The organism is Mycobacterium haemophilum DSM 44634 (genome assembly GCF_000340435.2).
Classification (GTDB): Bacteria; Actinomycetota; Actinomycetes; order Mycobacteriales; family Mycobacteriaceae; genus Mycobacterium; species Mycobacterium haemophilum.
In genome coordinates this window covers 2,757,895-2,781,593 of record NZ_CP011883.2, presented here as the reverse complement: position 1 = coordinate 2,781,593, position 23,699 = coordinate 2,757,895, and the positions used below count along the sequence as shown (strand labels likewise).

The window sequence follows — 23,699 nt, the reverse complement described above, 5'->3', positions numbered from 1 at the left end:
ACCAGCGAATCCCGCCGCTGCCTGCGCTTACCTGTTCACGGCGCTCAGGTCGAGTTTGCTGATGCGCTGCGGATCGGCCAGTACGTCGATCGCGGCGATCCGCCCGTCGTGTACGACGAACCCCATGATCGCCGTTGCTCGACCGGCGACGTAGATGACCGCGCCGGCGGCGCCGTTGACGGTCGCGGCGCGCACTTCGCGTTCCGGCAGCGCGTAGCTGCGGGCCAGTTTGGCCACTGCGGACGCCCCCTGAACAGCGCGGACGCCGGCCGTGCCGGGTCCCAAGTCACCGCGCAACACCACGTCGGGATGCAGCACCGACACCAGCCGGTCGAAGTCGCCGCTGCGCCCGGCCGCGAAGAACGCGTCGACTGCTTCGCGCTGCGCGGTGATGTTTGCGTCGGGAACCGGATCGGCCTGCTGGATGCGCCGGCGTGCGCGACTGGCCAGCTTGCGGGTTGTCTCCGGTGTCCGATCGACGATGGGTGCGATCTGGTCGAACGGTACCGCGAAGACGTCGTGCAGGACGAACGCCAACCGCTCGGTCGGTTGCAACGTATCCAGTACCACCAACAGCGCCAGCCCCACCGCGTCGGCCAGCATGGCCTGGTGTTCGGGGTCGAATTCACCCACTGGATCCACGACCGGATCTGGCAGCTGCGCAACCAGTTCCTCTCGACCGCGGGCATGGCGGTCACGCAACGTGTTCAGGCAGATGCGGGCCACCACGGTGGTCAGCCAGGCTTCCAGATTGGTGATGGTCTGCGCGTGCCCGCCGGCCGGGTCGGTGCTGCTCAGCCGTAGCCACGCTTCCTGCACGGCGTCCTGAGCATCATCGATCGAGCCCAGCAAGCGGTACGCGATGGCGCCCAACTGAGGTCGAGCCGCTTCGAAGCGCGCCGTTAAGGACGTGTCGGACGCATCCATAATCAGGGGCCGCCAGCACCCGGCTGCCGGCCGGTGTCGGGGAGCGCGCAGACCCGGCCGGCGGAAAAGCCGGATGACCCGATGCCAAGCGCCAGATTGAAGCGGGCACGCAGGTTGCCCAGCGTGATGATGTGGGTCAGTCCCACCAGCTGGGCGGTGCTGAAGTGGGGGCGCAGCGCATCGAAAAGCTCGTCGCTCACTTCGACTGGAGTGCGGCTAATCGCGGTGGCGTAATCCAGGATCAGCTTGTCGACGTCGGAGAAGCAGGAGGCGTTCTGGTAATCGGCCATCGCCAGCAGCTCTTCGTCGGTGATCCCCCACTCCCGGGCGATCTGCGAACCCAGGTCGATGCAGAATTCACAGCGAACCGTTGTCGATGCCTTCAGCTCGGCCAGCGCGCGGTGGCGCGGCTGGAGAATATCCAGTTTCGATTCGGCCTGCTCTAGCCTGCCGTAGGCATTGAGCAACCTTGGGATATGCGCGTATAGCCGCAGCGGTTCGAGCATGCCGGCGGTTTCCAAGCCAGTCATCTGCGCCAGCTTCCGCTTAGTGAAGAAGAAAGCGATTTTGGCGCTCAGGCCGGCGTCGTGGTCGGAGACTCCGATAAGCCGGGACATGGCGATCCTCCTGAGATCGGGCGACGACAGCTAAGACTTTTGTTCCTCACCTAGTCGACACCTGGTGGCCGCGAAACGTGACCGACTCACCAACGGCGCTCGCGACTTATCTCCGTCTGCCCATCGGCACGTCCATGTCGAAGACCCGCGCATGCAGTACCGTGCGATTGCGTAGCGCGGCGCGCACCGCCCGGTGCAGGCCGTCCTCGAGATAAGTGACCCCTCGCCACCTCACCGCATGCGGGAAAAGGTCGCCATAGAACGTCGAATCCTCCGACAACAACCGGTCGAGCGCGAGCACGGTGGTGGTGGTAACCAATTCGTCGAGCCGAATCTGCTGCGGCGGTATCTTTGCCCAATCCCGATAGGACAGCCCATGTTCGGGGTACGGTTTGCCGTCCCTGACGCCTTTGAAGATCATCCGCGCAACTTCTTTGACGCCTCGCCCAAGCTCGACGTGGTCATGGGCCCAGGCTAGCCGGAGAAGCGGGTCGGCGGTCATCGCGGATAACAGCTTCTCCAATCGGTCGATTCAGGCGCTGATCGTGGTGGCGTCGTAGACGTCGGTGCGATATTCCGCAGCACCACAGCGCCACAGCGCGATTGTCCATCCGGGCGGTGTGGGTGTGCAGCGGGACGGTGGTGATGTCCAGATCTCCTAACGCCCACTCGGCGGAGCCTAGGCCCTATTAAGTGAGCCACGCCGTGGCGTCAACCCCGGTGCAGCGGACTACCTCTGACACGCCCCCGGGACATGTGATTCATGCCACCGGCACCGCGGCCGATGATTCGTCGTGTCCGCCTCTGACGGTCTACTCATCGATATCTTCGATCCAGGCTCCGGCCTCCACTCCCAGCGTGCCGCGCGACCGCGCGATCCTCTCGAGCCGTACGCCGCCTGACGGCCACTCATGGCGGTCAGCGCCATTTTGAGCCCGTAAAATGAACGCGACTAAGGAGGTGTGGACTGGCTATGGGAAGTGCCGACGAGCGTCGCTTCGAGGTGCTGCGCGCCATCGTCGCCGACTTCGTCGCTACCAAGGAACCGATTGGGTCGAAGACCTTGGTGGAGCGTCACAACCTGGGTGTGTCCAGCGCCACCATCCGCAACGACATGGCGGTGTTGGAGGCCGAGGGGTACATCGCCCAGCCGCACACCAGCTCCGGACGGGTGCCCACGGAGAAGGGCTACCGAGAGTTCGTCGATCGACTTGAAGACGTTAAACCACTATCCGCGGCCGAGCGGCGGGCGATCCAAAGCTTCCTGGAGTCCGGTGTCGACCTCGACGACGTGCTGCGCCGGGCGGTGCGGTTACTGGCTCAGCTGACCCGCCAGGTGGCAGTGGTGCAGTACCCAACGTTGTCGACGTCGACCGTTCGCCATCTGGAAGTGATCGCGCTGAACCCGGCCAGGTTGCTGATGGTGGTCATCACCGAGTCCGGTCGGGTGGATCAGCGCATCGTCGAACTCGGCGATGTTATTGACGATTACCAGCTTTCCCAGCTGCGTGAAATGCTCGGCCAGGCGATGGAAGGCAAGAAACTGGCGGCGGCCTCGGCCGCGGTTGCTGACCTCGCCGGACAGTTTCGCGGTACGGGCGGGTTGGCCAACGCCATCGGCCGCTCGGCGACCGTATTGCTGGAGTCGCTGGTCGAACACACCGAAGAACGCTTGTTGCTGGGCGGCACTGCCAACCTGACCCGCAACTCCGCGGACTTCGGTGGTTCACTGCGACCCATCTTGGAAGCGCTCGAAGAGCAGGTGGTGGTGCTGCGACTGCTGGCCGCCCAGCAGGAGGCTGGCAAGGTGACCGTGCGTATCGGTCACGAGACGGCGGCTGAGCAGATAATGGGTACCTCGATGGTGTCCACCGCCTACGGCACTTCGGATACTGTCTACGGCGGCATGGGTGTGCTGGGGCCTACCCGGATGGATTATCCGGGAACTATCGCCAGTGTCGCCGCGGTTGCTTTGTATATCGGCGAAGTTCTGGGTGCCCGGTGAACGCGCACCCGCTACGGAATCTGTGGACAGCCGCTTAGAAGCGGCATAAGACGCTGCTAGGAGAGTTAGGCGTGGCACGCGATTATTACGGGCTGCTCGGTGTGAGCAGGAATGCCAGCGATGCGGACATTAAGCGTGCCTATCGCAAGTTAGCGCGCGAACTGCACCCTGACATCAATCCCGATGAGGCCGCGCAGGCGAAATTCAAGGAAATCAGCATGGCTTACGAGGTGCTGAGCGACCCGGAGAAACGTCGGATCGTCGACTTGGGCGGGGATCCAATGGAAAACGCCGCAGCATCTGCGTCAGGGTTCGGCGGCTTTGGTGGCTTAGGCGATGTATTCGAAGCCTTCTTTGGCGGGGGCTTCGGCGGGGGTTCGGCATCACGTGGTCCCATCGGCCGGGTACGGCCGGGCTCGGACTCGTTGCTGCGGATGCGGCTCGACCTTGAAGAGTGCGCAACCGGTGTCACCAAGCAGGTCACCGTCGACACCGCAGTACTGTGCGACCGATGCCAGGGCAAGGGCACCAACGGCGATTCCGCGCCGATACCCTGCGACACCTGTGGGGGTCGCGGGGAGGTGCAGACCGTGCAGCGTTCACTGCTGGGCCAGATGGTGACGGCGCGGCCATGTCCCACCTGCCGGGGTGTCGGGGTGGTCATCCCCGACCCGTGCTACCAATGCGTCGGCGACGGTAGGGTGCGCGCCCGTCGGGAGATCACCGTCAAGATCCCCGCCGGTGTTGGTGACGGGATGCGGGTCCGGCTCGCCGCCCAGGGTGAGGTCGGGCCTGGGGGAGGACCGGCGGGTGACTTGTATGTCGAGGTCCACGAGCAGGCCCACGACATCTTTGTTCGCGACGGAGACGACCTGCACTGCACGGTTTCGGTGCCGATGGTCGACGCGGCGCTGGGCACCACGATCACCGTGGACGCCATCTTGGACGGCATGAGCGAGATTGACATTCCGCCTGGGACGCAACCGGGTTCGGTCATCGAACTGCGTGGTCAAGGGATGCCGCACCTGCGCTCTAACACTCGCGGCAATCTGCACGTCCACGTCGAGGTGATGGTCCCCACCCGGCTGGACCACCAGGACACCGAACTGCTGCGCGAACTGAAGAGCCGCCGCAGCCGCGACGTGGCTGAGGTTCGCTCGACGCATGCCGCCGGCGGCGGACTGTTCAGCCGGCTGCGCGAGACCTTTACCAGTCGCTAGCACGGTTTTAACGGTTGTTGGGGGGCTGCACATATGGTGAGCACATGGTGGCGACGCTGTTCTACGTCGACGCATTGCCCGATACCGGTGCGGTAGCTGTAGTGGGCGGCGACGAAGGGTTTCACGCTGCCACGGTGCGCCGGATCCGTCCCGGTGAGGAACTCGTGCTCGGCGACGGCGCCGGTGGCCTTGCGCACTGCCTGGTCGAACAGGCCGGGCGCAATGGGCTACGTGCCCGGGTACTGGGACGCTGGACGGTCGCGCCGGGGCGGCCACCGGTGACGGTGGTGCAGGCGCTACCCAAATCTGAACGCTCGGAGTCGGCCATCGAAATGGCCACCGAGGCCGGTGCCGATGCGTTCGTGGCGTGGCAGTCTGCCCGTTGCGTGGCAAGCTGGGACGGTGCTCGGGTGGTCAAGGGGCTGCGCCGGTGGCGTGCGGTAGCCCGCTCGGCGGCCCGGCAGTCTCGCCGGGCGCACATCCCGTCGGTCGACGGGGTGCTGACCACTGCGGCGCTGCTGCAGCGGATCCGGGACGAGGTTGCCGCCGGCGCTGTGGTGCTGGCTTTGCACGAGTCGGCGACCGATCGGCTCACCGACGTCTTTGCGGATGTCTCTGTGGCGCAAGCAAACTCGCTAGTGCTGGTGGTCGGTCCCGAAGGCGGTATCGCGCCGGACGAGATCGCCGCATTGACTGAGGCGGGCGCTGTCGCGGTCCGGCTCGGCCCTACCGTGCTGCGGACGTCGACCGCGGCTGCGGTGGCATTGGGTGCGTTGGGTGTGCTTACCCCCCGGTGGGATCAACGCGCCGACTGTGAATCTGACGACGCGACACGCCGCTGATGCGTCGTCAGATTCACAGTGGACGGCGGACGTGCGGCTTGACCAGCGGTAGACTCGCAATCCAGAACCCCGAAGCACGCAGAAGGCAGGCATCAGAAACCACGTGACGCCCCGCGAGACAAGCGCTGCTGATGCAGCTAAGGCCCTGGGGGCCGACGTTCACGTTCGCAGCACCATCGATATTCCGCCCGACCTCGTCGTGGGCTTGCTGGGTTCAGCAGACGAGAATTTGCGCGCCCTCGAACGCACGCTGAGCGCCGATCTGCATGTGCGTGGCAACGCCGTTGCGCTCTCGGGCGAGCCGGCCGATGTTGCGCTCGCCGAGCGGGCGATCTCCGAGTTGGTGGCCATCGTGGCCAGTGGTCAGTCGTTGACGCCGGAGGTGGTGCGCCACAGTGTGGCCATGCTGGTCGGCACTGGTAACGAGTCGCCGGCTGAAGTGCTCACCTTGGACATCTTGTCGCGCCGCGGTAAGACGATCCGGCCTAAAACGCTCAATCAGAAACGCTACGTTGACGCGATCGACGCGAACACCATCGTCTTCGGGATCGGTCCGGCTGGCACCGGGAAGACATATCTGGCCATGGCCAAGGCGGTCAACGCGTTGCAGACCAAGCAGGTGACCCGGATAATTTTGACCCGGCCGGCAGTGGAAGCCGGTGAGCGTCTTGGCTTTTTGCCGGGCACACTGAGCGAGAAGATAGACCCTTACCTGCGGCCGCTGTACGACGCGCTGTACGACATGATGGACCCCGAGCTGATCCCGAAGCTGATGTCGGCCGGTGTCATCGAGGTGGCGCCGCTAGCGTACATGCGGGGGCGCACTCTTAACGACGCGTTCATCGTCCTGGACGAGGCTCAGAACACCACCGCCGAGCAGATGAAGATGTTCCTCACCCGACTGGGTTTCGGGTCGAAAGTTGTTGTCACCGGGGACGTTACTCAGGTTGATCTGCCGGGCGGTGCCAGGTCGGGTCTGCGCGCGGCGGTCGATATCCTGGAGAATATCGACGATATACACGTTGCGGAGCTGACCAGTGTGGATGTGGTGCGCCACCGGCTAGTGTCGGAGATTGTCGACGCCTATGCCAAATACGAGGAGCCAGGCTTGGGGATGAATCGGGCGGCTCGGCGGGCGTCGGGCGCTCGCAGTCGTCGATGATGGTGGCGTGAGCGATCGTATGAGTTTTATGAGCATCTTATGAGCATTGAAGTATCTAACGAGTCAGGCATCGACGTCTCCGAAGCGGAACTGGTCAGCGTCGCGCGGTTTGTCATCACCAAAATGAATGTCAACCCAGGCGCGGAGCTGTCGATGGTGCTGCTGGACACCGCGGCGATGGCCGATCTGCATATGCGCTGGATGGACCTGCCCGGGCCGACGGACGTCATGAGCTTCCCGATGGACGAGCTCGAGCCGGGTGGTCGACCCGACGCCCCCGAGCCGGGGCCCTCCATGCTGGGCGACATTGTGCTGTGCCCAGCGTTCGCCGCGCAGCAGGCGGCTGCGGCGGGCCACAGCCTCGGACATGAGTTGGCGCTGCTGACAATTCACGGTGTGCTTCACCTGCTCGGCTACGATCACGGTGAGCCGGACGAGGAGAAGGAGATGTTCGCCCTGCAGAGCCGATTACTGGAAGAGTGGGTGGCCGAACAGGTCCAGGCCTATCAGCACGACCGTCAGAACGAGAAGGACCGTCGATTGCTGGACAAGTCAAGGTATTTCGACCACCCGTGACCGGCCTGAATCAGCTGCTCGGCGTGATCGCGTTGATTGGACTGGGCGGGCTGTTCGCGGCGATCGACGCCGCCATCAGCACCGTGTCGCTGGCCCGGGTGCAGGAGCTAGTTCGCGACGAGCGGCCTGGCGCGGGACGGTTGCTCACGGTGATGGCCGATCGGGCGCGCTACATCAACCTGGTGGTGCTGCTGCGGATCACATGTGAAATCACTGCGACCGTGCTGCTAGTGGTGTTCCTTTACGGCACCCTCGGCCTGGGCTGGGGCTTGTTTGGCGCTGCCACCACCATGGTGGTGGTCAGCTTCGTGGTTATCGGCGTTGGCCCACGCACCCTGGGCCGCCAGAACGCATATTCCATTTCGTTGGCGACAGCCCTTCCGTTGCAGGTGATCTCATGGCTGTTGATGCCGATCAGCCGGTTGCTGGTGGTTGTCGGCAACGCGCTCACCCCGGGCCGCGGCCTGCGAAACGGGCCGTTTGCGTCCGAGATTGAGCTCCGCGAAGTCGTCGATCTGGCGCAGCAGCGTGGCGTGGTTGCCGCCGATGAACGTCGGATGATCGAATCAGTCTTCGAACTCGGCGACACCCCAGCCCGTGAGGTGATGGTGCCGCGCACCGAGATGATCTGGATCGAAAGTGGCAAGTCAGCCGCTCAAGCGACAACCCTGGCCGTCCGGAGCGGCCACTCACGTATTCCGGTGATCGGCGAGAATGTCGACGACATCGTTGGGGTGGTGTACCTGAAAGACCTTGTGCAGTATACGTTCTTCTCGCCTGATTGCGGCCGTGCCACCACCGTGGCGCAGGTGATGCGTCCGGCGGTGTTTGTTCCGGACTCCAAGCCGTTGGATACGTTGCTGCGTGAAATGCAGCGTGACCGCAACCATATGGCGCTGTTGGTCGACGAGTACGGCGCGATAGCCGGCTTGGTCAGTATCGAAGACGTGCTGGAAGAAATCGTCGGCGAGATCGCCGACGAATATGATCACGCTGAGACAGCTCCGGTAGAAGACTTGGGCGACAAACGTTTCCGGGTTTCGGCGCGACTGCCGATCGAAGACGTTGGTGAGCTGTACGGCATGGAATTCGACGACGATCTCGACGTCGACACGGTGGGCGGCCTGCTGGCTCTGGAACTGGGCCGGGTCCCGCTGCCTGGCGCCGAAGTGGTATCGCATGGCTTGCGACTGCACGCTGAGGGCGGCCCGGATCTTCGGGGGCGGGTGCGGATCGGCACCGTGCTGCTGAGCCCAGCCGACTCCGACGGTTCCGAAGGTGCCAGCGGCGGTCGACATGGCTGAGCCGCTGGACGCTGAGGATGCCAAGTTGGTGGCCCTGGCGCGGGCTGCGATGGCGCGCGCTGAAGCCGGCAGCGGTGCCGCGGTCCGTGACGTCGACGGCCGCACGTATGCCGCTGCGCCGGTGACCTTGTCAACGCTCGAGCTGACCGGCCTGCAGGCGGCGGTCGCCGCCGCCGCGTCCAGCGGGGCGAGCGGGTTGGAGGCTGCCGTGCTGGTGGCCGGGTCCGTAGATGATCCGGGTATCGCCGCGGTCCGTGAACTGGCCCCAACAGCAGCGCTAATCCTGACTGATGGAGCCGGGAACCCGTTATGACGGCTCATCATGGCTGAATTCCGTTCGGGCTTCGTATGTTTGATCGGCCGGCCGAATACTGGCAAGTCGACGCTCACCAACGCGCTGGTCGGCGCCAAGGTAGCGATCACATCGATGAAGCCGCAGACTACCCGGCACACCATTCGAGGGATCGTGCACAGGGAGGACAACTTCCAGATCGTTCTGGTGGACACTCCCGGCCTGCACCGGCCGCGCACGTTGCTGGGTAAGCGGCTCAACGACTTGGTGCGCGACACCTATACCGAGGTGGACGTCATCGGACTGTGCATCCCGGCTGACGAGGCAATCGGTCCGGGAGATCGCTGGATTGTCGACCAGATCCGGTCGGTCGCCCCGAAAACGACGCTCGTCGTTATCGTCACCAAGCTCGACAAAGTGCCCAAGGACCGGCTGCCCGCACAACTGGTCGCCGTCAGCGACCTCGTTACCGACGCAGCCGAGATCGTTCCGGTGTCGGCGGTGACGGGTGAACAGGTCGACGTGCTGATCGACGTGCTGGCCGCGGCATTGCCGTCGGGCCCGGCGTATTACCCCAACGGTGAACTGACCGACGAGCCGGAAGAGCTTCTGATGGCAGAGCTGATCCGCGAGGCCGCGCTGGAAGGAGTGCACGACGAGCTGCCACATTCGCTGGCGGTGGTGATCGACGAGGTCAGCCCGCGGGCGGGCCGTGACGACCTGATTGACGTGCACGCTGTGCTTTATGTCGAGCGGCCAAGTCAGAAGGGAATCGTCATCGGCAAGGGCGGTGCCCGGTTACGGGAGGTGGGTACCGCGGCCCGCGGCCAGATCGAGAAGTTGCTGGGGACCAAGATCTATCTCGACTTGCATGTCAAGGTCGCCAAGAACTGGCAGCGCGACCCGAAACAGCTTGGCCGACTAGGATTTTAACTCTCCCACCACGCCTGCGGCTGCTTGGTCGCCCAACCGCAAACGGCTTCCAGTTCGGCGGCCAGCGAGATCAGCATGCCCTCGCTGTTTGCTGGTCCCATCAGCTGCACACCGATTGGCAACCCCTCGGCGGTGAACCCTGCTGGCACATTGATCGACGGCCAGCCCAGCACGTTCCACGGCCACGTCACCGGGCACGCGGCGATCATGGCGCGATCGGTGCGAAAGGAGCCCAACCGGTCGAAGGTGCGTGCCAGTGGTGGTGGCTGCGCGGTAGTTGGCGCCAGGACGACGTCGACGATGTCGAAGATCGAACCGACGCGACGCTGGTCGACGGCTTCGTGCCGGCGCGCGCTGCGTAGAACCGCCTCCCCGAGCACATGGCCGGTGCGCAGATTGGCCACGGTGCGACGGTCCAGGGCGACGCCGTCGCCCAGCCGTTCCTGCCAGTCCACCAGGCCGGAGGTGGACCGGGCAAGAAAGTTCCACGACAGCCGCAGGCCGTAGTCCGGGTTGCCGGTTACTACGGTGTGGCCAAGCAGCTCAAGTTGCTTAGCCACCAGCTGCGTCGCGGCCAGGATCTCGGGGTGCAACTTGGCCCGAAACCCGGTGAACGGGAACCGGGTTGACAGCGCGATGTTGAGCGGACCAGGCGCGATGCCGAGGTAGTCGGATACCGTCACCGGGCGTGGTTGGTGCCGGTCGCCCTCAACGTTGCCGGACGCCGCGTCGAGCACCAACGCCGCATCGGCCACCGTGCGGGCTAGCACGCCGTTGACCGTGATGCCGTTGAATGCCTCCGGCAACGGCCAGGTGGAGATGCGCCCGCGTTGCGGTTTGATGCCCACCAGGTGCGTCCATGCTGCGGGGATCCGGACGCTGCCGGCGCCATCGGAGCCGATGGCGGCGGTGACCAGGCCCGCGGCCACCGCGGCCGCACTACCGCCGGACGATCCACCTGGTGTGTGCTGACGCGACCAGGGATTGCGGGTATGGCCGAATCCGGGGCCGCTGGTGAATGGCCATTGGCCCAGTTCACAGGTGTTGGTTTTGCCGACGATGACCGCGCCGGCCGCCTTCAGACGGCGAACGACTTCGGCGTCATGGGTGGCGGGTCGCACGTGCCCTTCGGTGCCGAAGGCGGTTGGCACTCCAGCCACGTCGACGTCATCCTTGATCGCGATCGGGATGCCGAGCAACGGCGCCGTGTCGCCGGCGGCCCGTCGCCGGTCTGCGGCAGCCGCGTCGGCCCGCGCGGACTCGGTGAGTACCACACGGAAAGCGTTCAACGTGGGCTGGCTGACCTCGATGGCCTGCAGGGAACGTTGCACCAACTCTTGGGCAGTCACGGAATGCGTGGCCAGTTGGTAAAGCAAGTCGGTGAGGGTGGGCAGGCGCTGATCGCCGGATGCAGAGGTGGGCCCAGAAGCGGACCCAGAAGCGCCAACCACGGGTTACGAGACTATCGGCGCGGATACCCGCGATATCGCGGTGGGGTGCAAAACTGTTGTGATGCGGCTGTATCGGGACCGGGCGGTAGTGCTGCGCCAGCACAAGCTCGGCGAAGCCGACCGGATCGTCACCTTGTTGACCCGCGATCACGGGCTGGTGCGTGCGGTGGCCAAAGGTGTGCGTCGCACTCGCAGTAAATTCGGCGCCCGCCTGGAGCCCTTCGCGCATATCGACGCGCAACTGCACCCCGGGCGCAACCTCGATATCGTCACCCAGGTCGTCTCGATTGATGCGTTCGCCACCGACATCGTCAACGACTACGGCCGCTACACCTGCGGGTGCGCGATGCTGGAAACCGCCGAACGTCTCGCTGGTGAAGAACGGGCGCCCGCCCCGGCTCTGCATCGGCTCACGGTGAGCGCGCTGCGCGCGGTGGCTGACGGAAGCCGGCCTCGCGATCTGCTGTTAGATGCTTATCTGCTGCGTGCCATGGGGATCGCCGGATGGGCTCCAGCGCTGACCGAGTGCGCCCGCTGTGCCACACCCGGTCCGCATCGGGCGTTTCACATCACCGCTGGGGGCAGCGTCTGCGCGCATTGCCGTCCGGCCGGTTCGACGACACCGCCGCTGGGTGTGCTGGAACTGATGTCTGCGCTGCACGACGGCGATTGGGAAGCCGCCGAGGCGGCGCCGCAGTCCCACCGCAGCCACGTCAGCGGATTGGTGGCCGCACACCTGCAGTGGCATCTGGAACGGCAGCTGAAAACGTTGCCGCTGGTGGAACGACCACATCAGTCGTACCAGGTCGATCGTTCCATCGCTGAGCGGCGCGCAGCGCTGGTCAGGCAGGCAGGGCTGGTCGGGCAGGATGGGGCCTGTGGTTAGGAACGAGCGCAAACTAAAGTCCACGGATTTTCCGCAGCTGCCCGCCGCGCCCGACGACTACCCGACCTTTCCCGACAAGTCGACGTGGCCGGTTGTCTTCCCGACGCTGCCGCCATCACCCGACGGCGGGCCGAGGCGACCGCCGCAGCACACGTCGAAAGCCGTCGCTCCACGGATCCCGGCCGCCCAATTGCCGACTCATGTCGCCATCGTGATGGACGGCAATGGCCGTTGGGCCAACCAACGCGGACTGCACCGCACCGAGGGTCACAAGATGGGCGAAGCGGTGGTCATCGACGTCGCCTGCGGCGCTATCGAACTCGGGATCAAGTGGCTCAGTCTCTATGCCTTCTCTACTGAGAACTGGAAGCGGTCCGTCGAGGAGGTCCGTTTCCTGATGGGTTTCAACCGTGATGTAGTGCGACGGCGCCGGGAGAATCTCAAGGAGATCGGGGTCCGGATCCGGTGGGTCGGGTCACGACCGCGGTTATGGCGCAGCGTCATCAATGAATTGGCAATTGCGGAACATATGACGGCGGGCAACGACGTCATCACTATCAATTACTGCGTTAATTACGGCGGTCGCACCGAGATCGCAGAAGCCACAAGAGAAATCGCTCGTCTGGCAGCTGCGGGCCGGCTCAATCCGGAGCGGATCACCGAGTCCACGATCACACGGCACCTGCAGCGGCCAGACATCCCCGATGTCGATCTCTTCGTGCGGACCTCGGGGGAGCAGCGGTCCAGCAATTTCATGCTGTGGCAGGCGGCGTATGCCGAATACATCTTCCAGGACAAGTTGTGGCCCGACTATGACCGCCGCGACTTGTGGGCGGCGTGCGAGGAATACGCGTCACGCAATCGACGCTTCGGGAGCGCATAATGCCCTCGTTGCAAGAGCGACTCGCATTGGTTCTTCGCGGCGTGTTACCCGCCGAGGAGGAACCTGACGGCGCGCTTACGGTGCGAATTGACGGTACGTTCGCCTCGTTGCGGGTGGTCAATATCGTCTCCGACCTCGACTTGGTGTCACTCACTCAAATATTGGCGTGGGATTTGTCGGTGACCAAGAAGATCAGTGACCAGGTGGCAAAGTATGCACGCGATACCAATCTCGGCACGGTGACCTTGGTCGAGAAGGTCAGCGGGCAGGCCGCGCAACGTAACTCCGGAAAGCCCGGGCTCAAAACCGCGGACGTGATGCTGAGATACAACTTTCCCGGTGCCGGCTTGACCGATGACGCGCTGCGCACGTTGATCCTGCTGGTACTGGATGCGGGTGTCCAGATACGCCGCGCGCTAACGGCGTGAGCTGGGCGCCTTGAGGCAGTTTCAGGACCGGCATTCTGCGCAGGTGCCGAAGATCTCGATGGTGTGGCTGACGTCAGAGAATCCATGCTTGGCGGCCACTTCCGCCGCCCATGCCTCGACTTCATGGTCGCCGACCTCGATGGTGGAACCGCAGCCTCGGCACACCAGATGGTGGTGATGGTGCTCGGAACACCTGCGGTAGACCGATTCTCCGGTATCGGTGCGTAACGTGTCGACCAGTCCCGCCGCTGCCATCGATTGCAGGGTCCGGTAGACGGTGGTCAAACCGATATTCTCGCCGCGACGGCGCAGCTCGTCGTGCAGCTCCTGGGCTGAGCGGAAGTCCTCAAGCGTCTCTAACAGCGTCGATATTGCCGCGCGTTGTCGGGTGGAACGGACGCTGGCTCCGGTCATCTGCGCCGCTCCTCCTCATCGCTTCGCTCTGCATCGTCGCTGGCGGGGGTCATCTGCGCCGCTCCTCCTCATCGCTGAGCGGATCCTCGCCAGCGTGGGCGACGGCATCGACGACGATGTGCGCCAGGTGGTGGTCAGCAAGCCGGTAAAGCACCTCGCGGCCGGACCGCTCCCCGGCGACTACCTCCGCTGCCTTGAGGATCTTCAGGTGTTGGCTAACCAGCGGTTGTGGTACGCCCAGTGCGTCGACCAGTTCGTGAACGCACCGCTGCGATTCGCGCAGTTGCAGCACGATGGCGATGCGCACGGGTGCGGCCAGCGCGCGCAGCAACTCTCCGGCCGCGTCCAGAATCTCCCGCGGTGGGGGCGCGGGGTACTCCGCTAGCCTCGAAATCCCATCAGCGCCGTGCTCGTGACCCCCAACTAAACCTGAGCTTAAGTCGGCGGTCACGGTCGCGGATGGGTGGTCAGCGGTGGTCGATGTTGACGGGGACGTCACCATATTTTAGGTCATCACCTTCGAGCAGTGCCTGGTATCGAGTTCGTTAGGGTAATCCCACTGTCACATGCATGATGACGCATGTCAAAGACGGTGGCGGCGATCGCTAACATGACTGATGCTTTGCGCACACGGTTCGCCGCTGCGCGACCGTCCTGATCAGAAAAGGAGTGCCCTGCCTCGTGGCATCCGTCATCGACACAGTAGTCAACCTGGCCAAGCGGCGCGGCTTTGTCTATCCTGCGGGCGAGATCTACGGTGGCACAAAATCGGCGTGGGATTACGGTCCGCTAGGTGTAGAGCTCAAGGAGAACATCAAGCGCCAGTGGTGGCGCTCGGTGGTGACCGGCCGCGACGATGTGGTGGGAATCGATTCGTCGATCATCCTGCCGCGGCAGGTATGGGTGGCGTCCGGCCACGTCGAGGTCTTCCACGACCCGCTGGTGGAGTCGTTGATCACCCACAAGCGCTACCGTGCCGACCATCTGATCGAGGCTTACGAAGCCAAACATGGGCAGCCGCCGCCCAACGGCCTGGCCGATATCCGCGATCCAGACACCGGCGAGCCCGGCCAGTGGACAGAGCCGCGCGAGTTCAACATGATGCTCAAGACTTATCTCGGACCGATCGAGACTGAGGAGGGGCTGCACTATCTGCGGCCCGAGACAGCGCAGGGCATCTTCATCAACTTTGCCAACGTGGTGACGACCGCTCGCCGCAAGCCGCCGTTCGGTATCGGGCAGATTGGCAAGAGTTTTCGCAACGAGATCACCCCGGGCAACTTCATCTTCCGCACCCGAGAGTTCGAACAGATGGAGATGGAGTTTTTCGTGGAGCCATCGACCGCGAGGGACTGGCACCAGTATTGGATCGACACGCGGATGCAGTGGTATGTCGAACTCGGCATCGAGCGTGCGAACCTGCGACTGTTCGAACACCCGAAGGACAAGTTGTCGCACTATTCCGACCGCACCGTCGATATCGAGTACAAGTTCGGCTTTGTCGGTAACCCCTGGGGCGAATTGGAAGGTGTTGCCAACCGAACCGACTTCGACTTGTCGACGCACGCAAAGTATTCCGGCGTTGATCTGTCGTTCTACGATCAGGTCAACGATACCCGGTACACGCCGTATGTCATCGAGCCGGCGGCCGGTCTGACGCGATCGTTCATGGCGTTCTTGATTGATGCCTACACCGAGGATGAAGCCCCAAACACCAAGGGCGGGACGGATAAACGTGCGCTGCTTCGACTGGATCCGCGGTTGGCGCCGATTAAGGCCGCTGTGCTGCCGCTATCCCGGCACGCCGATTTGAGTCCCATAGCCCGTGACTTGGCCGCGGAATTGCGCAAATGCTGGAACATCGAATTCGACGACGCCGGCGCCATCGGGCGACGCTACCGGCGCCAAGACGAGGTTGGTACGCCGTTCTGTGTGACAGTGGACTTCGACTCACTTGACGACAATGCCGTGACCGTGCGCGAGCGTGACGCCATGACACAGGAGCGGGTCGCGATGGCAGGTGTTGCCGATTATCTCGCGGTGCGGCTCAAGGGCAGCTAAAGCGTGTCGAACTACTCGGTTGAGTCCGGGCTGGTTTCACCAACATCAGGGTGTTGGTCAGCACCGTCCCGTCGGCGGGCATTGGTGCCCCGGCCAGCATGCCCGCCACGTTGAGGTTTCGACGACGAGCCGGTCGTGGGTCTTGACCAACTCGCCTGATACCTGGTGCAGGAAATGGCGGCGCATATTGACGACACGATGATGGTGGCGCTCCAGCCGGGCAGCGGCATCCTTACGGCGGTGTTGGGGGCATGTTTCAGGGGTGTTGTGCGGTCGGCGTGTTGGGGGTAACGCGTGGCCGGGTGGCTGGGAATAACCCGTTGACGGAGGGCCAAATGGTCGGGAAATCGCTCGACTTGAGCTCGTTCTGGGACCGTTTCTAAGCACTTTGCTGAGGTACCCAGCCGGTGCGTCGCGTAATGCGCCGCTGACCGCACAGATGGTCGTCTCTTTCCACGCTCAAATCCGCGAAGTCAACTGCCGTTCATCGCCTGTATGCCTCACCGTCAGAATCCGTTGTTGTTGTTGAATGACGTGACACCTTGTTTGGCGGGGTCGTAAGGGTCCTCTGGGCCCGTCAAGGCGGTGATACGAGCTGCGGCCTGGCGTTACCGGGACGGTGGAAAAAGGTTTGGTAAAAGCGGGGATTTTGACGGGGGATTGTCCTACGATCCGGCGGTAGAACTGGGTGGTTGTCGGGTGAGTAGTGGTTGTCGGAGACGCCGCCACGATTTGTTGGATTGAGGTTGTGATGGCTCTGGATTTTTCATGGTTGCCGCCCGAGATTAACTCCGCGCGAATCTTTGCTGGGGCGGGTTCGGGGCCGTTGTTTGTGGCGGCGGCGGCCTGGGATGGGCTGGCATCGGATTTGCAGGCGTCGGCGTCGTCATTCGCCTCGGTGATTGCGGGGTTGGCCAGTGGGCAGTGGGCGGGTCCGGCATCGGTGTCGATGGCGGCGGCGGCGACGCCGTACGTGGGGTGGTTGAGCGCGGCGGCGGGACAGGCAGAGTTAGCGGCTAGTCAGGCTCGAGCGGCGGCGACGGCGTTTGAGTCGGCGTTGGCGGCCACGGTGCCGCCGGTGGCGGTGACGGCGAATCGGACAGCGTTGTCGTCGTTATTGGCGACAAACATCTTCGGTATTAACGCTCCAGCGATCGCGGCCACGGAGTTTCAGTATGTGGAGATGTGGGCTCAGGATGTGGCCGCGATGGTGGCGTATTTCCTGGGGGCGACGTCGGTGGCATCGACGTTGACGCCGTTTAGTGCGCCGCCGCTGAATTTGGCGGCGTTGACGGGGGTGGTGTCGCAGGCGGTCTCGGACGTGTCAGCGGCGGGATTAGCGGCGTGGACTGGGTTGACCACGCAGGTGCAGTCGGCGGTCGCGGCGTTGCCGGGCGCGGTGTCCACGGTGGAGTCGTTGGTCGCCCAGCTGCCGTTGTCGCAGCTATCGTCGGTGGCCCAGGTGGCCGCGTATCCGGCCAGCATGGCGATTTCGCCGCTGATGTCGCTGATGATGCAAGGGGCGAATGGGAGCACAGCCGCGTTGGCTGGTTCTACCGCGAGCTTAGGGGCCGATGTGCCGAAGTTCGCGGGCACGGCTGTGCCGGATATGAAGCCGCTGGGCGGTGTCGGTGGGGGATTGGGTTCGGGGATGTCGGCGGGTTTGGGTCAGGCGCGGTTGGTGGGGGCGATGTCGGTGCCGCCGACGTGGCAGGGGTCAATGCCGGCTCGGATGGTGAGTTCGGCGATGTCGGGGTTGGGGGCGATGCCTGCGGCGATGGCAGAGGCTCCTACCGGTGGCGGTATGCCGATGATGCCGATGCCGATGGGTATGGGCGGCGGGGGTATGCCCGGCGGGATGATGGGCCGCGGTGGCGCGAGTCCGCATGTGGTGCAGTCGCGGCCCAGCGTGGTGCCACGCACCGGGGTCGGATAGGGCGGCTCGCGCGACGACAATTAATCGGTGGCGTGCCGGAATCATCCAGTTGGGACGATCCTTTCGGGCCGAATATCGCTGCAGTACCAAGCTTTCTACAAGTCGTTACAAGCGCTTCAGCGAGCCAAAGACCGGCCGAGGACGGCTGGCTGCTGCTCTCGAGATATTAGCCGTGGATCATGGCGCGTACGGAGCTGCTCGCCGAAGCGGGCTTTCCGCGCCGTGGTGACATGCCGGCTGTCACCAAAAAGTTGTTGTCGCACAGATATTTTCGCCAGATCAGGCGTAGTCCGGCGGTTCTTGTGGGCGCCGCGAGTTGGCTAGGAGCAGGATCTCAACGAATGCCTGCGTTATCACGACATGCAGCGCGGCTGCGCTGATTTGAGTTCTCGTCGTGCTCCGGAAGGCGAGGTGGTGGTGAATGCTGCCAAGTAAACCGTGCGCACCAAGACTCGTGTGCCCGCGTCCGCGGGTGGACGTCGAAGTCCACCGCACGACACGCCGATCGGCGTGTTCTGGCTGATCGGTGACGTGACTATACCGTGATCGGCAATGCGGTCACGGGGCCTTCGAGGAAGGGTGGGTAGTGGGCCGCAATCCAATCGGCAGAATGTCCCGTCGAGAGTTCCTGGCTAAAGTCGCCACCGCTACCAGCACCGGGGCTCTGATGTTCCTGGCTGGTCCGGTGATCGAAAAGGTTTACGGCGCTAGGCCGTGTCCCGATCATTTAACCGACATCGAATACTTCGTGTTGTTGATTCAGGAGAACAGGTCGTTCGATCACTATTTCGGGACGCCCTCTGGCACCAATGGGTTCAACACTCCGTCGCCGGCGTTCCAGCAAAAGTGCTGGAACCCGCTGACCAAAGCGCTTGACCCCGACCACGGGTGGATCGCCATGCACCAATCATGGAATGGCGGTCCCAACGACAACTGGCTGCCGGCGCAGGTTGGGAACAGTCCGTTTCAGGGCAATGTGCCGGTGACGATGGGCTAATACACGCGCCAGGACCTTCCGGTCCATTACTTCGATCCTGACGGCCTCAACGGTGGACCGCAGCTGATTGAGTCCATCATCTAACCGCTGTTCCAGCTCAGCTGGACCATCATGCTGGAGAACCTCAGCATCGCCGGGGTCAGCTGGAAGGTGTACCAGAACAAACTGCTTGGGCCGCTCAACGACGCCATCGTCGGCTACAACGGGCTGATAAACGATTTCAAGCAAGCCGCAAATCCGACGTCGGACGTGGCCCGCAATGGCAGCGCACCGAGCTACCCGAGCAGCTTCGCTCTTGATGTCAAGCACAACAAGCTGCCGGCGGTTCCGTGCCTGGGGTTTTCGGGTGCCGTGTTTCGTTATTTCTCCGTATAGCCGCGGTCTGCCCAAGGTCGGTCGGCGATATGACCACGGCATTCAACGTCGCTGTTCCACCAAACCCGTCGAGACCCAATTTGGGCTACCCGGTGGTGGGTGCGATTCCGAAACTGCCGCAGTGCGTACCCAATGTAGTGCTCGGGTCGACGGTGAAGGCATCAATTCCAGATTTCGATCGGCCAGGCCGTGTTTCAAGCAATACCGTCGCAAAATATGGCGGTGAGCAGAAATGCGCGAAGGAAGACGGATTTGGTGAAGCCAAAGTCCAACCACTTCGATATCTCGTCGAGAAATTTTTGGCGAAGTTACCGCTGACGCAATCGCTTGATCTCAACGGCGTCACGACGCCGCATCGTATCGACATCACCACGAGCCCACCGGACGTTGGCGAGTGCATCAACTACCTTGGCCGCCAATGGATTCAGGAGAACGGGTCATGGAACACTGACAATAACGACGGCTGGCTGGCGACGCGGCGTCCGAGTTGGCCCGCTACGGCCGGGCCCCTACCCACCCCATCCGAACAGCCCTGGTTTCGGGCGCCCTGGATAAATGGATTTGCAACACCTGTGAGGTCAATAAGGCCAGCGGCTCCGCGCTATTTCGGCCGGGACCTTCGGGTTCGCTGTTTCGTGATTTCACCGTTCAGCCAGGACGGGACGGTGATCCACGACCAGGTCGACACACCGCCCGGCCCAACCCGTCAACGTTGACCACCGGGTACGCCAACTGTCGAAGCTGCTCAATGTGTGCCCAACCCGTGGCCATCCGCAGGATTCCCGGTGGCCGCTGCAGGCTGCGGGACGGGCTGCCGGTTAGTCGTTCCGCGCCCTCGCGGCGCCGATCCCAAGCCACTGACCAGGCGTTTTGTTGGTACCACGCCGGGCGCAGGCCCGCAGCCGCCGCATGACGCCGCGGTTCTCGATCCGCGTTGGCGACAGCCGAGTTGCAATGACAATCGAAATTGGAGAATTCAATATATTGCCCCGCGGATTGTCTTACGATGCGAAGTGTTGGCTGGCGAGTATTCGCCACCGAGTTTGAAGGTATTGGATTCTGCTGTGGAAGGGGACAGCGTGCTTTTGCCTCTTGGGCCGCCCTTGCCGCCTGACGCCGTATCGGCGGTTCGGGGCGAGTCAGGCATGCTCGGCGGGTTGTCGGTGCCGCTCAGCTGGGGCGTTGCCGTTCCGCCGGACGACTATGACCATTGGGCATCGGAACCTGGGGAGGGCGCCGACGCCGATGTTGTTGCGGCCGAAGGAATTTCAGATGCGACCACTGAAGGAATGGACGAGTGGGATGAGTGGGGCGAGTGGGAAGCCGAACCTCGGTTCGACGTGCCGCGCAGCAGCAGTGTGATACCGCATTCTCCGGCGGCCGGTTGAGAGAGGGGGAAGACTGTCGGTTTTTCACAGATAATTGGCGGCTTCAGGGTCCCCGGTAGCCGGCAGACGCAGCAGCCGATCCGTACGACAAGTTGCAGCTACTGAGAAGTCCAGGAATAAGGAGACAGGCAACATGGCAACACGTTTTATGACAGATCCGGACGCGATGCGCAGCATGGCGGGTCGGTTTGAGATGCACGCACAGACGGTGTCGGCCGAGGCTGCCAAGATGTGGGCATCGTCGATGAACATCGCTGGGGCGGGCTGGAGCGGTATTGCCCAGGCGACCTCGTACGACACTATGGGGCAGATGAATCAAGCGTTCACCAACATCGTGAACATGCTGCACGGGGTACGTGACGGGCTGGCCCGTGACGCCAACAACTACGAGCAGCAAGAGCACGCCTCGCAGCGGGTCCTCGGCAGCTAACGTCCGCATGGCGAAATCTGCTGCAGCACAACACTTTCAACTCAGGAGGACATGAACAATGACGATCAATTACCAGTTTGGCGATGTCGATGCCCACGGCGCGTTGATCCGTGCGCAGGCCGCCTCGCTAGAGGCCGAGCACCAGGCTATCGTCCGCGATGTGCTGGCTGCCGGGGACTTCTGGGGCGGCGCGGGCTCGGTGGCCTGCCAGGAATTCATCACGCAGCTGGGTCGCAATTTCCAGGTGATTTACGAGCAGGCCAACGCCCACGGTCAGAAGGTGCAAGCCGCCGGTAGCAGCATGGCCAGCACTGACAGCGCCGTCGGCTCGAGCTGGGCCTGAAGAAGAATCGATTCGCGGCGACGCACCGATGCCCCGGTGCTCGTGTGCAATCGATGGCGTGCGCCCGCCCACGGGATATCTGATGTCCGCGGGCGGGCGCCGTTATTTGTCGACTCGCGGATCTAGTTGCCGCTCAAAATCGTCCGCCGCCGCCGATAAGGCCGCCGTCGGACGAGCCACCGAATGAGGTGGGGATCCAGCCGTCCATCCCCATCCGGCCCCGCAAACCTCCGCTTAGCAGGTCGCCGATGATGATCCCGCCGATCATCGCACCGGCGTCGCCGCCCGCGCGCCGGGTGTAGGCGCGCTGGGCAGACTGCACGTCGGCATTAGCCAGCGACTGCGCGTTAGCAGCCAGCGTCGACGCCGCGTTGGCGTAGGCAATCGCTTCGGTAAGGTTGGTCGTTTTCTTTTCTAGTGCGGTCTCGAGCTGCCGTTTCGCTTCGGCGAGCCGGGTCCGAGCCTCAGGCCCGATGCTGCCGCGGCGGGTATCGATGTAGTCGGAGACCGCGCCTACCCGTGCCTGTGCGGTGAACAACGCTTGTTCGAAACTACGGCTGAGCCGATCGGCGGCTGTCTGCTCTTCGGCCAGAGTGTCCAGTAACCGGTTAAGGTCCGCGTTGGCTGTGGTCAGCTGGGCAAACGCGGCCAGCGGATCGGCGGAGCCAGCCCCGCGGGCGCCGTCTAGGGCTCGGGCCGCCGCATCGCGCGCGGCGACCAATTCCCCAGTGTGCAGAGATTTGGCGTGCTGTGCCTTGTGCAGTTGTTCGTTGGTGCGCATGATGCCCGATTGGATGTCGTCCGCGACCGTCGGCAACGCGGCTACGGCATGCCGGATGTCGCTAGCCGCGTTGTCCACCGCATCGAGCAGTGCCCGAGCTTGCCCGAGCGCCGCCTCGGCGGCGCGGACCGCATCCACCAAACCAGTCTGCTGTCCACTCGCTGGCCGCGCGGCCAGATCACGGGCCGAACTGACGTTACGGTCAGCGAACGTCAGCCGCTCCTTGGCGGCCGCGACATTACCGGACACCGAGGCCAATGCGGCAGGGGCGAATTCGTTGTGCAGCTCCGCCAGTCGCTGCTCGGCTGGGCTGATGCGCGCGGTGAGTTCGACGTACTGCTCGGTCAGCCCATTGAGTCGCGACGGGGCGTTGATCACCAAATCCCGTAGCGTCTCGAATGCCTCGGTTTGTGACTCCAGTTCGCGGTCGGCGCGCGCCGCGGACACGATCGCTTGGGTGAGCAGTTGGCGGCGCTGTGCCGCGGTCAATGGCGTGCCATCGTCAAGTTGATGGCGCACCGTGAACGCCTGGGACAGAGCCGCTTTAGCGTTGAGCACCGCCTTGGTGAAGGGTTCGGTCCGATCGTCGCCGAACTCGTCGACCGCCACTGCGAGCTCATGGGAGCTGGTGCGCAGCGCGTTGTCGACCTCCACCACCATCGACCGGGACAGATCGTCGAGGGCTTCCAGCGGCACGGCAGCCAGCGCATTCGTGTCGGTAGGGTCGACTTGTCGTGCCGCGGCCAACGCGGCAGCGCGCCGTCGGCGACGGCGGTAACGCATGACAACCAGCAAGACCACCACGGCGGCGGTGATGACGCCCAGTGCAACTAGCAGCATGACCCGTCCTGACGCACTGGAGGACCTGTTGAGCCCGTTGGCCGCAGCTACTGCCGCGCCGCTCCAGTCGCCGTTGCGCAGTGCCGGCTCGATCTGATTGTGCCGTAGGTTATCTACATGACTTTCGCTGACGCCCGGCAACGTGGAGGGCACCAGGAAGGCATACGCCCGACTGGTGGTGGCTACGGCGAGTAAAGCGTCGTAGTCGCCTAATTCGCTAGCGCGCATGGTGCGTTGCGCCCAGTTCACCGCGCTCTGGCCGGAAAAATCGTCAACGTAGACCACCCACAGCCGGATCTGGCGATCTTCATACAGCTTGTCGATGGCTGACGTGATGGCGGTGCGACCGGATTCTGACAGCGTGCCCGCGTTGTCGGTGACGTACTTCGGCAGCCGGAACGGTGGTTGCGCGCCAGCAGGCGGTGCCAGCAGCAGCCCGGCGGTGATGATCACCAGGACTACGGTGAACAGGCGAGTAATGCGCATATGGGTAATTTAGCCCGGCGACGATGCGCGCCGAAGGGGCGCGAGGAGGAGGCGGGCAATCAAGTCGAGCCCGGCGACGATGCGGGCCCGAAGGGCGCGACGGCTCTGCCTCGGTCCTCTCG

The 23,699-nt window shown here is 63.7% G+C and carries 25 protein-coding genes and 1 pseudogene; 18 read left to right on the top strand and 8 right to left on the bottom strand.

What is annotated here, in order from left to right; genetic code table 11:
* Window positions 1-27: 27 nt before the first annotated feature.
* The 3 genes from B586_RS13070 to B586_RS13060 form a co-directional block, all read right to left on the bottom strand.
* A complete protein-coding gene (locus tag B586_RS13070; RefSeq protein ID WP_054879716.1) occupies window positions 28-927 on the bottom strand; it encodes a sigma-70 family RNA polymerase sigma factor in 900 nt (299 codons plus the stop codon).
* A gap of 2 nt (window positions 928-929) precedes the next feature.
* Complete coding sequence (locus B586_RS13065; RefSeq protein WP_047315085.1) at window positions 930-1,544, bottom strand: carboxymuconolactone decarboxylase family protein; 615 nt, start codon at window positions 1,542-1,544, stop codon at window positions 930-932.
* 106 nt (window positions 1,545-1,650) lie between these two features.
* Window positions 1,651-1,965 (bottom strand): type II toxin-antitoxin system VapB family antitoxin, encoded by a 315-nt coding sequence (locus B586_RS13060; protein WP_047315086.1) that lies wholly within the window; start codon window positions 1,963-1,965, stop codon window positions 1,651-1,653.
* A 552-nt stretch (window positions 1,966-2,517) separates the two neighbouring features.
* Between B586_RS13060 and hrcA the strand changes: the two genes are divergently transcribed.
* The 8 genes from hrcA to era all read left to right on the top strand — a co-directional run bounded on the left by hrcA (window position 2,518) and on the right by era (window position 9,878).
* Window positions 2,518-3,549: a heat-inducible transcriptional repressor HrcA gene (hrcA, locus tag B586_RS13055; protein ID WP_047315087.1), complete on the top strand. Its 1,032-nt coding sequence runs from the start codon at window positions 2,518-2,520 to the stop codon at window positions 3,547-3,549.
* A gap of 71 nt (window positions 3,550-3,620) precedes the next feature.
* Complete coding sequence (gene dnaJ / locus B586_RS13050; RefSeq protein WP_047315088.1) at window positions 3,621-4,769, top strand: molecular chaperone DnaJ; 1,149 nt, start codon at window positions 3,621-3,623, stop codon at window positions 4,767-4,769.
* 44 nt (window positions 4,770-4,813) lie between these two features.
* Window positions 4,814-5,611 (top strand): 16S rRNA (uracil(1498)-N(3))-methyltransferase, encoded by a 798-nt coding sequence (locus B586_RS13045; protein ID WP_047315089.1) that lies wholly within the window; start codon window positions 4,814-4,816, stop codon window positions 5,609-5,611.
* Window positions 5,612-5,714: 103 nt separating this feature from the next.
* Window positions 5,715-6,773, top strand: a complete 1,059-nt coding sequence (locus B586_RS13040) for a PhoH family protein (RefSeq protein WP_047315090.1) — start codon at window positions 5,715-5,717, stop codon at window positions 6,771-6,773.
* Between the two features lie 39 nt (window positions 6,774-6,812).
* Window positions 6,813-7,349 (top strand): rRNA maturation RNase YbeY, encoded by a 537-nt coding sequence (gene ybeY / locus B586_RS13035; RefSeq protein WP_054879717.1) that lies wholly within the window; start codon window positions 6,813-6,815, stop codon window positions 7,347-7,349.
* Entirely contained in the window at window positions 7,346-8,653 is a 1,308-nt protein-coding gene (locus B586_RS13030; RefSeq protein ID WP_054879718.1) for a hemolysin family protein, read from the top strand. Before ybeY ends, B586_RS13030 begins: the two co-directional genes overlap by 4 nt.
* Window positions 8,646-8,966, top strand: coding sequence for a hypothetical protein (locus B586_RS13025; RefSeq protein WP_054879719.1), 321 nt, complete (start codon window positions 8,646-8,648; stop codon window positions 8,964-8,966). Before B586_RS13030 ends, B586_RS13025 begins: the two co-directional genes overlap by 8 nt.
* Window positions 8,967-8,975: 9 nt before the next feature.
* Window positions 8,976-9,878 (top strand): GTPase Era, encoded by a 903-nt coding sequence (gene era / locus B586_RS13020; RefSeq protein WP_054879720.1) that lies wholly within the window; start codon window positions 8,976-8,978, stop codon window positions 9,876-9,878.
* Here era and B586_RS13015 read toward each other — a convergent pair.
* Window positions 9,875-11,329, bottom strand: coding sequence for an amidase (locus tag B586_RS13015; RefSeq protein WP_047315095.1), 1,455 nt, complete (start codon window positions 11,327-11,329; stop codon window positions 9,875-9,877). The genes era and B586_RS13015 overlap by 4 nt on opposite strands.
* A gap of 61 nt (window positions 11,330-11,390) precedes the next feature.
* Here B586_RS13015 and recO point away from each other — a divergent pair, with 61 nt between their 5' ends.
* From recO to B586_RS13000, 3 genes are read left to right on the top strand one after another with little or no spacing between them, the layout of a single operon-like run.
* Window positions 11,391-12,215 carry a DNA repair protein RecO gene (gene recO / locus B586_RS13010; RefSeq protein WP_047315142.1) on the top strand — a complete coding sequence of 275 codons (825 nt, stop codon included), beginning with the start codon at window positions 11,391-11,393 and terminating at the stop codon, window positions 12,213-12,215.
* Window positions 12,208-13,098, top strand: coding sequence for a decaprenyl diphosphate synthase (locus B586_RS13005; RefSeq protein WP_047315143.1), 891 nt, complete (start codon window positions 12,208-12,210; stop codon window positions 13,096-13,098). The genes recO and B586_RS13005 overlap by 8 nt, the downstream gene beginning before the upstream one ends.
* A complete protein-coding gene (locus B586_RS13000; protein ID WP_047315096.1) occupies window positions 13,098-13,526 on the top strand; it encodes a hypothetical protein in 429 nt (142 codons plus the stop codon). The genes B586_RS13005 and B586_RS13000 overlap by 1 nt, the downstream gene beginning before the upstream one ends.
* Window positions 13,527-13,547: 21 nt before the next feature.
* Here B586_RS13000 and B586_RS12995 read toward each other — a convergent pair whose 3' ends face one another.
* On the bottom strand, window positions 13,548-13,940 hold the full coding sequence (locus B586_RS12995) for a Fur family transcriptional regulator (protein ID WP_047315097.1): 393 nt from the start codon (window positions 13,938-13,940) through the stop codon (window positions 13,548-13,550).
* A 49-nt stretch (window positions 13,941-13,989) separates the two neighbouring features.
* Window positions 13,990-14,442, bottom strand: coding sequence for an ArsR/SmtB family transcription factor (locus B586_RS12990; RefSeq protein ID WP_054879721.1), 453 nt, complete (start codon window positions 14,440-14,442; stop codon window positions 13,990-13,992).
* 179 nt (window positions 14,443-14,621) lie between these two features.
* Here B586_RS12990 and B586_RS12985 point away from each other — a divergent pair, with 179 nt between their 5' ends.
* Entirely contained in the window at window positions 14,622-16,001 is a 1,380-nt protein-coding gene (locus B586_RS12985; RefSeq protein WP_047315099.1) for a glycine--tRNA ligase, read from the top strand.
* A gap of 57 nt (window positions 16,002-16,058) precedes the next feature.
* On the opposite strand, the gene B586_RS22795 is transcribed toward B586_RS12985, so the two are convergent.
* The gene (locus B586_RS22795) at window positions 16,059-16,388 is read right to left on the bottom strand and encodes a transposase (protein ID WP_168162538.1); all 330 of its coding nucleotides are present in this window, start codon (window positions 16,386-16,388) and stop codon (window positions 16,059-16,061) included.
* A 364-nt stretch (window positions 16,389-16,752) separates the two neighbouring features.
* On the opposite strand from B586_RS22795, the gene B586_RS12980 reads away from it, so the two are divergent.
* From B586_RS12980 to B586_RS12950, 6 genes and pseudogenes are all read left to right on the top strand, one after another.
* On the top strand, window positions 16,753-17,937 hold the full coding sequence (locus B586_RS12980) for a PPE family protein (protein ID WP_054880920.1): 1,185 nt from the start codon (window positions 16,753-16,755) through the stop codon (window positions 17,935-17,937).
* Between the two features lie 610 nt (window positions 17,938-18,547).
* Window positions 18,548-19,261, top strand: a pseudogene (locus tag B586_RS22110) (alkaline phosphatase family protein); the annotation flags it as partial.
* 77 nt (window positions 19,262-19,338) lie between these two features.
* Complete coding sequence (locus B586_RS22790) at window positions 19,339-20,025, top strand: alkaline phosphatase family protein (protein ID WP_054879723.1); 687 nt, start codon at window positions 19,339-19,341, stop codon at window positions 20,023-20,025.
* 363 nt (window positions 20,026-20,388) lie between these two features.
* A complete protein-coding gene (locus B586_RS12960; RefSeq protein ID WP_082607745.1) occupies window positions 20,389-20,697 on the top strand; it encodes a hypothetical protein in 309 nt (102 codons plus the stop codon).
* 133 nt (window positions 20,698-20,830) lie between these two features.
* Window positions 20,831-21,127 carry a WXG100 family type VII secretion target gene (locus tag B586_RS12955; protein ID WP_054879725.1) on the top strand — a complete coding sequence of 99 codons (297 nt, stop codon included), beginning with the start codon at window positions 20,831-20,833 and terminating at the stop codon, window positions 21,125-21,127.
* Window positions 21,128-21,185: 58 nt separating this feature from the next.
* Entirely contained in the window at window positions 21,186-21,470 is a 285-nt protein-coding gene (locus B586_RS12950) for a WXG100 family type VII secretion target (protein WP_047315104.1), read from the top strand.
* 133 nt (window positions 21,471-21,603) lie between these two features.
* On the opposite strand, the gene B586_RS12945 is transcribed toward B586_RS12950, so the two are convergent.
* Entirely contained in the window at window positions 21,604-23,577 is a 1,974-nt protein-coding gene (locus tag B586_RS12945; RefSeq protein ID WP_054879726.1) for a TPM domain-containing protein, read from the bottom strand.
* Window positions 23,578-23,699 lie beyond the last annotated feature (122 nt).

Excerpts from the sequence above, each read along its gene's own strand:
- B586_RS13045 (WP_047315089.1), top strand. The coding sequence starts at position 4,814 with ATGGTGGCGACGCTGTTCTACGTCGACGCATTGCCCGATACCGGTGCG.
- B586_RS13070 (WP_054879716.1), bottom strand. The coding sequence starts at position 927 with ATGGATGCGTCCGACACGTCCTTAACGGCGCGCTTCGAAGCGGCTCGA.
- B586_RS12995 (WP_047315097.1), bottom strand. The coding sequence starts at position 13,940 with ATGACCGGAGCCAGCGTCCGTTCCACCCGACAACGCGCGGCAATATCG.
- B586_RS12945 (WP_054879726.1), bottom strand. The coding sequence starts at position 23,577 with ATGCGCATTACTCGCCTGTTCACCGTAGTCCTGGTGATCATCACCGCC.
- B586_RS12950 (WP_047315104.1), top strand. The coding sequence starts at position 21,186 with ATGACGATCAATTACCAGTTTGGCGATGTCGATGCCCACGGCGCGTTG.
- B586_RS12990 (WP_054879721.1), bottom strand. The coding sequence starts at position 14,442 with ATGGTGACGTCCCCGTCAACATCGACCACCGCTGACCACCCATCCGCG.
- B586_RS12955 (WP_054879725.1), top strand. The coding sequence starts at position 20,831 with ATGGCAACACGTTTTATGACAGATCCGGACGCGATGCGCAGCATGGCG.
- B586_RS22790 (WP_054879723.1), top strand. The coding sequence starts at position 19,339 with ATGACCACGGCATTCAACGTCGCTGTTCCACCAAACCCGTCGAGACCC.
- era (WP_054879720.1), top strand. The coding sequence starts at position 8,976 with ATGGCTGAATTCCGTTCGGGCTTCGTATGTTTGATCGGCCGGCCGAAT.
- ybeY (WP_054879717.1), top strand. The coding sequence starts at position 6,813 with ATGAGCATTGAAGTATCTAACGAGTCAGGCATCGACGTCTCCGAAGCG.
- hrcA (WP_047315087.1), top strand. The coding sequence starts at position 2,518 with ATGGGAAGTGCCGACGAGCGTCGCTTCGAGGTGCTGCGCGCCATCGTC.
- B586_RS13025 (WP_054879719.1), top strand. The coding sequence starts at position 8,646 with ATGGCTGAGCCGCTGGACGCTGAGGATGCCAAGTTGGTGGCCCTGGCG.
- B586_RS13060 (WP_047315086.1), bottom strand. The coding sequence starts at position 1,965 with ATGATCTTCAAAGGCGTCAGGGACGGCAAACCGTACCCCGAACATGGG.
- B586_RS12980 (WP_054880920.1), top strand. The coding sequence starts at position 16,753 with ATGGCTCTGGATTTTTCATGGTTGCCGCCCGAGATTAACTCCGCGCGA.
- recO (WP_047315142.1), top strand. The coding sequence starts at position 11,391 with ATGCGGCTGTATCGGGACCGGGCGGTAGTGCTGCGCCAGCACAAGCTC.
- B586_RS13000 (WP_047315096.1), top strand. The coding sequence starts at position 13,098 with ATGCCCTCGTTGCAAGAGCGACTCGCATTGGTTCTTCGCGGCGTGTTA.
- B586_RS13065 (WP_047315085.1), bottom strand. The coding sequence starts at position 1,544 with ATGTCCCGGCTTATCGGAGTCTCCGACCACGACGCCGGCCTGAGCGCC.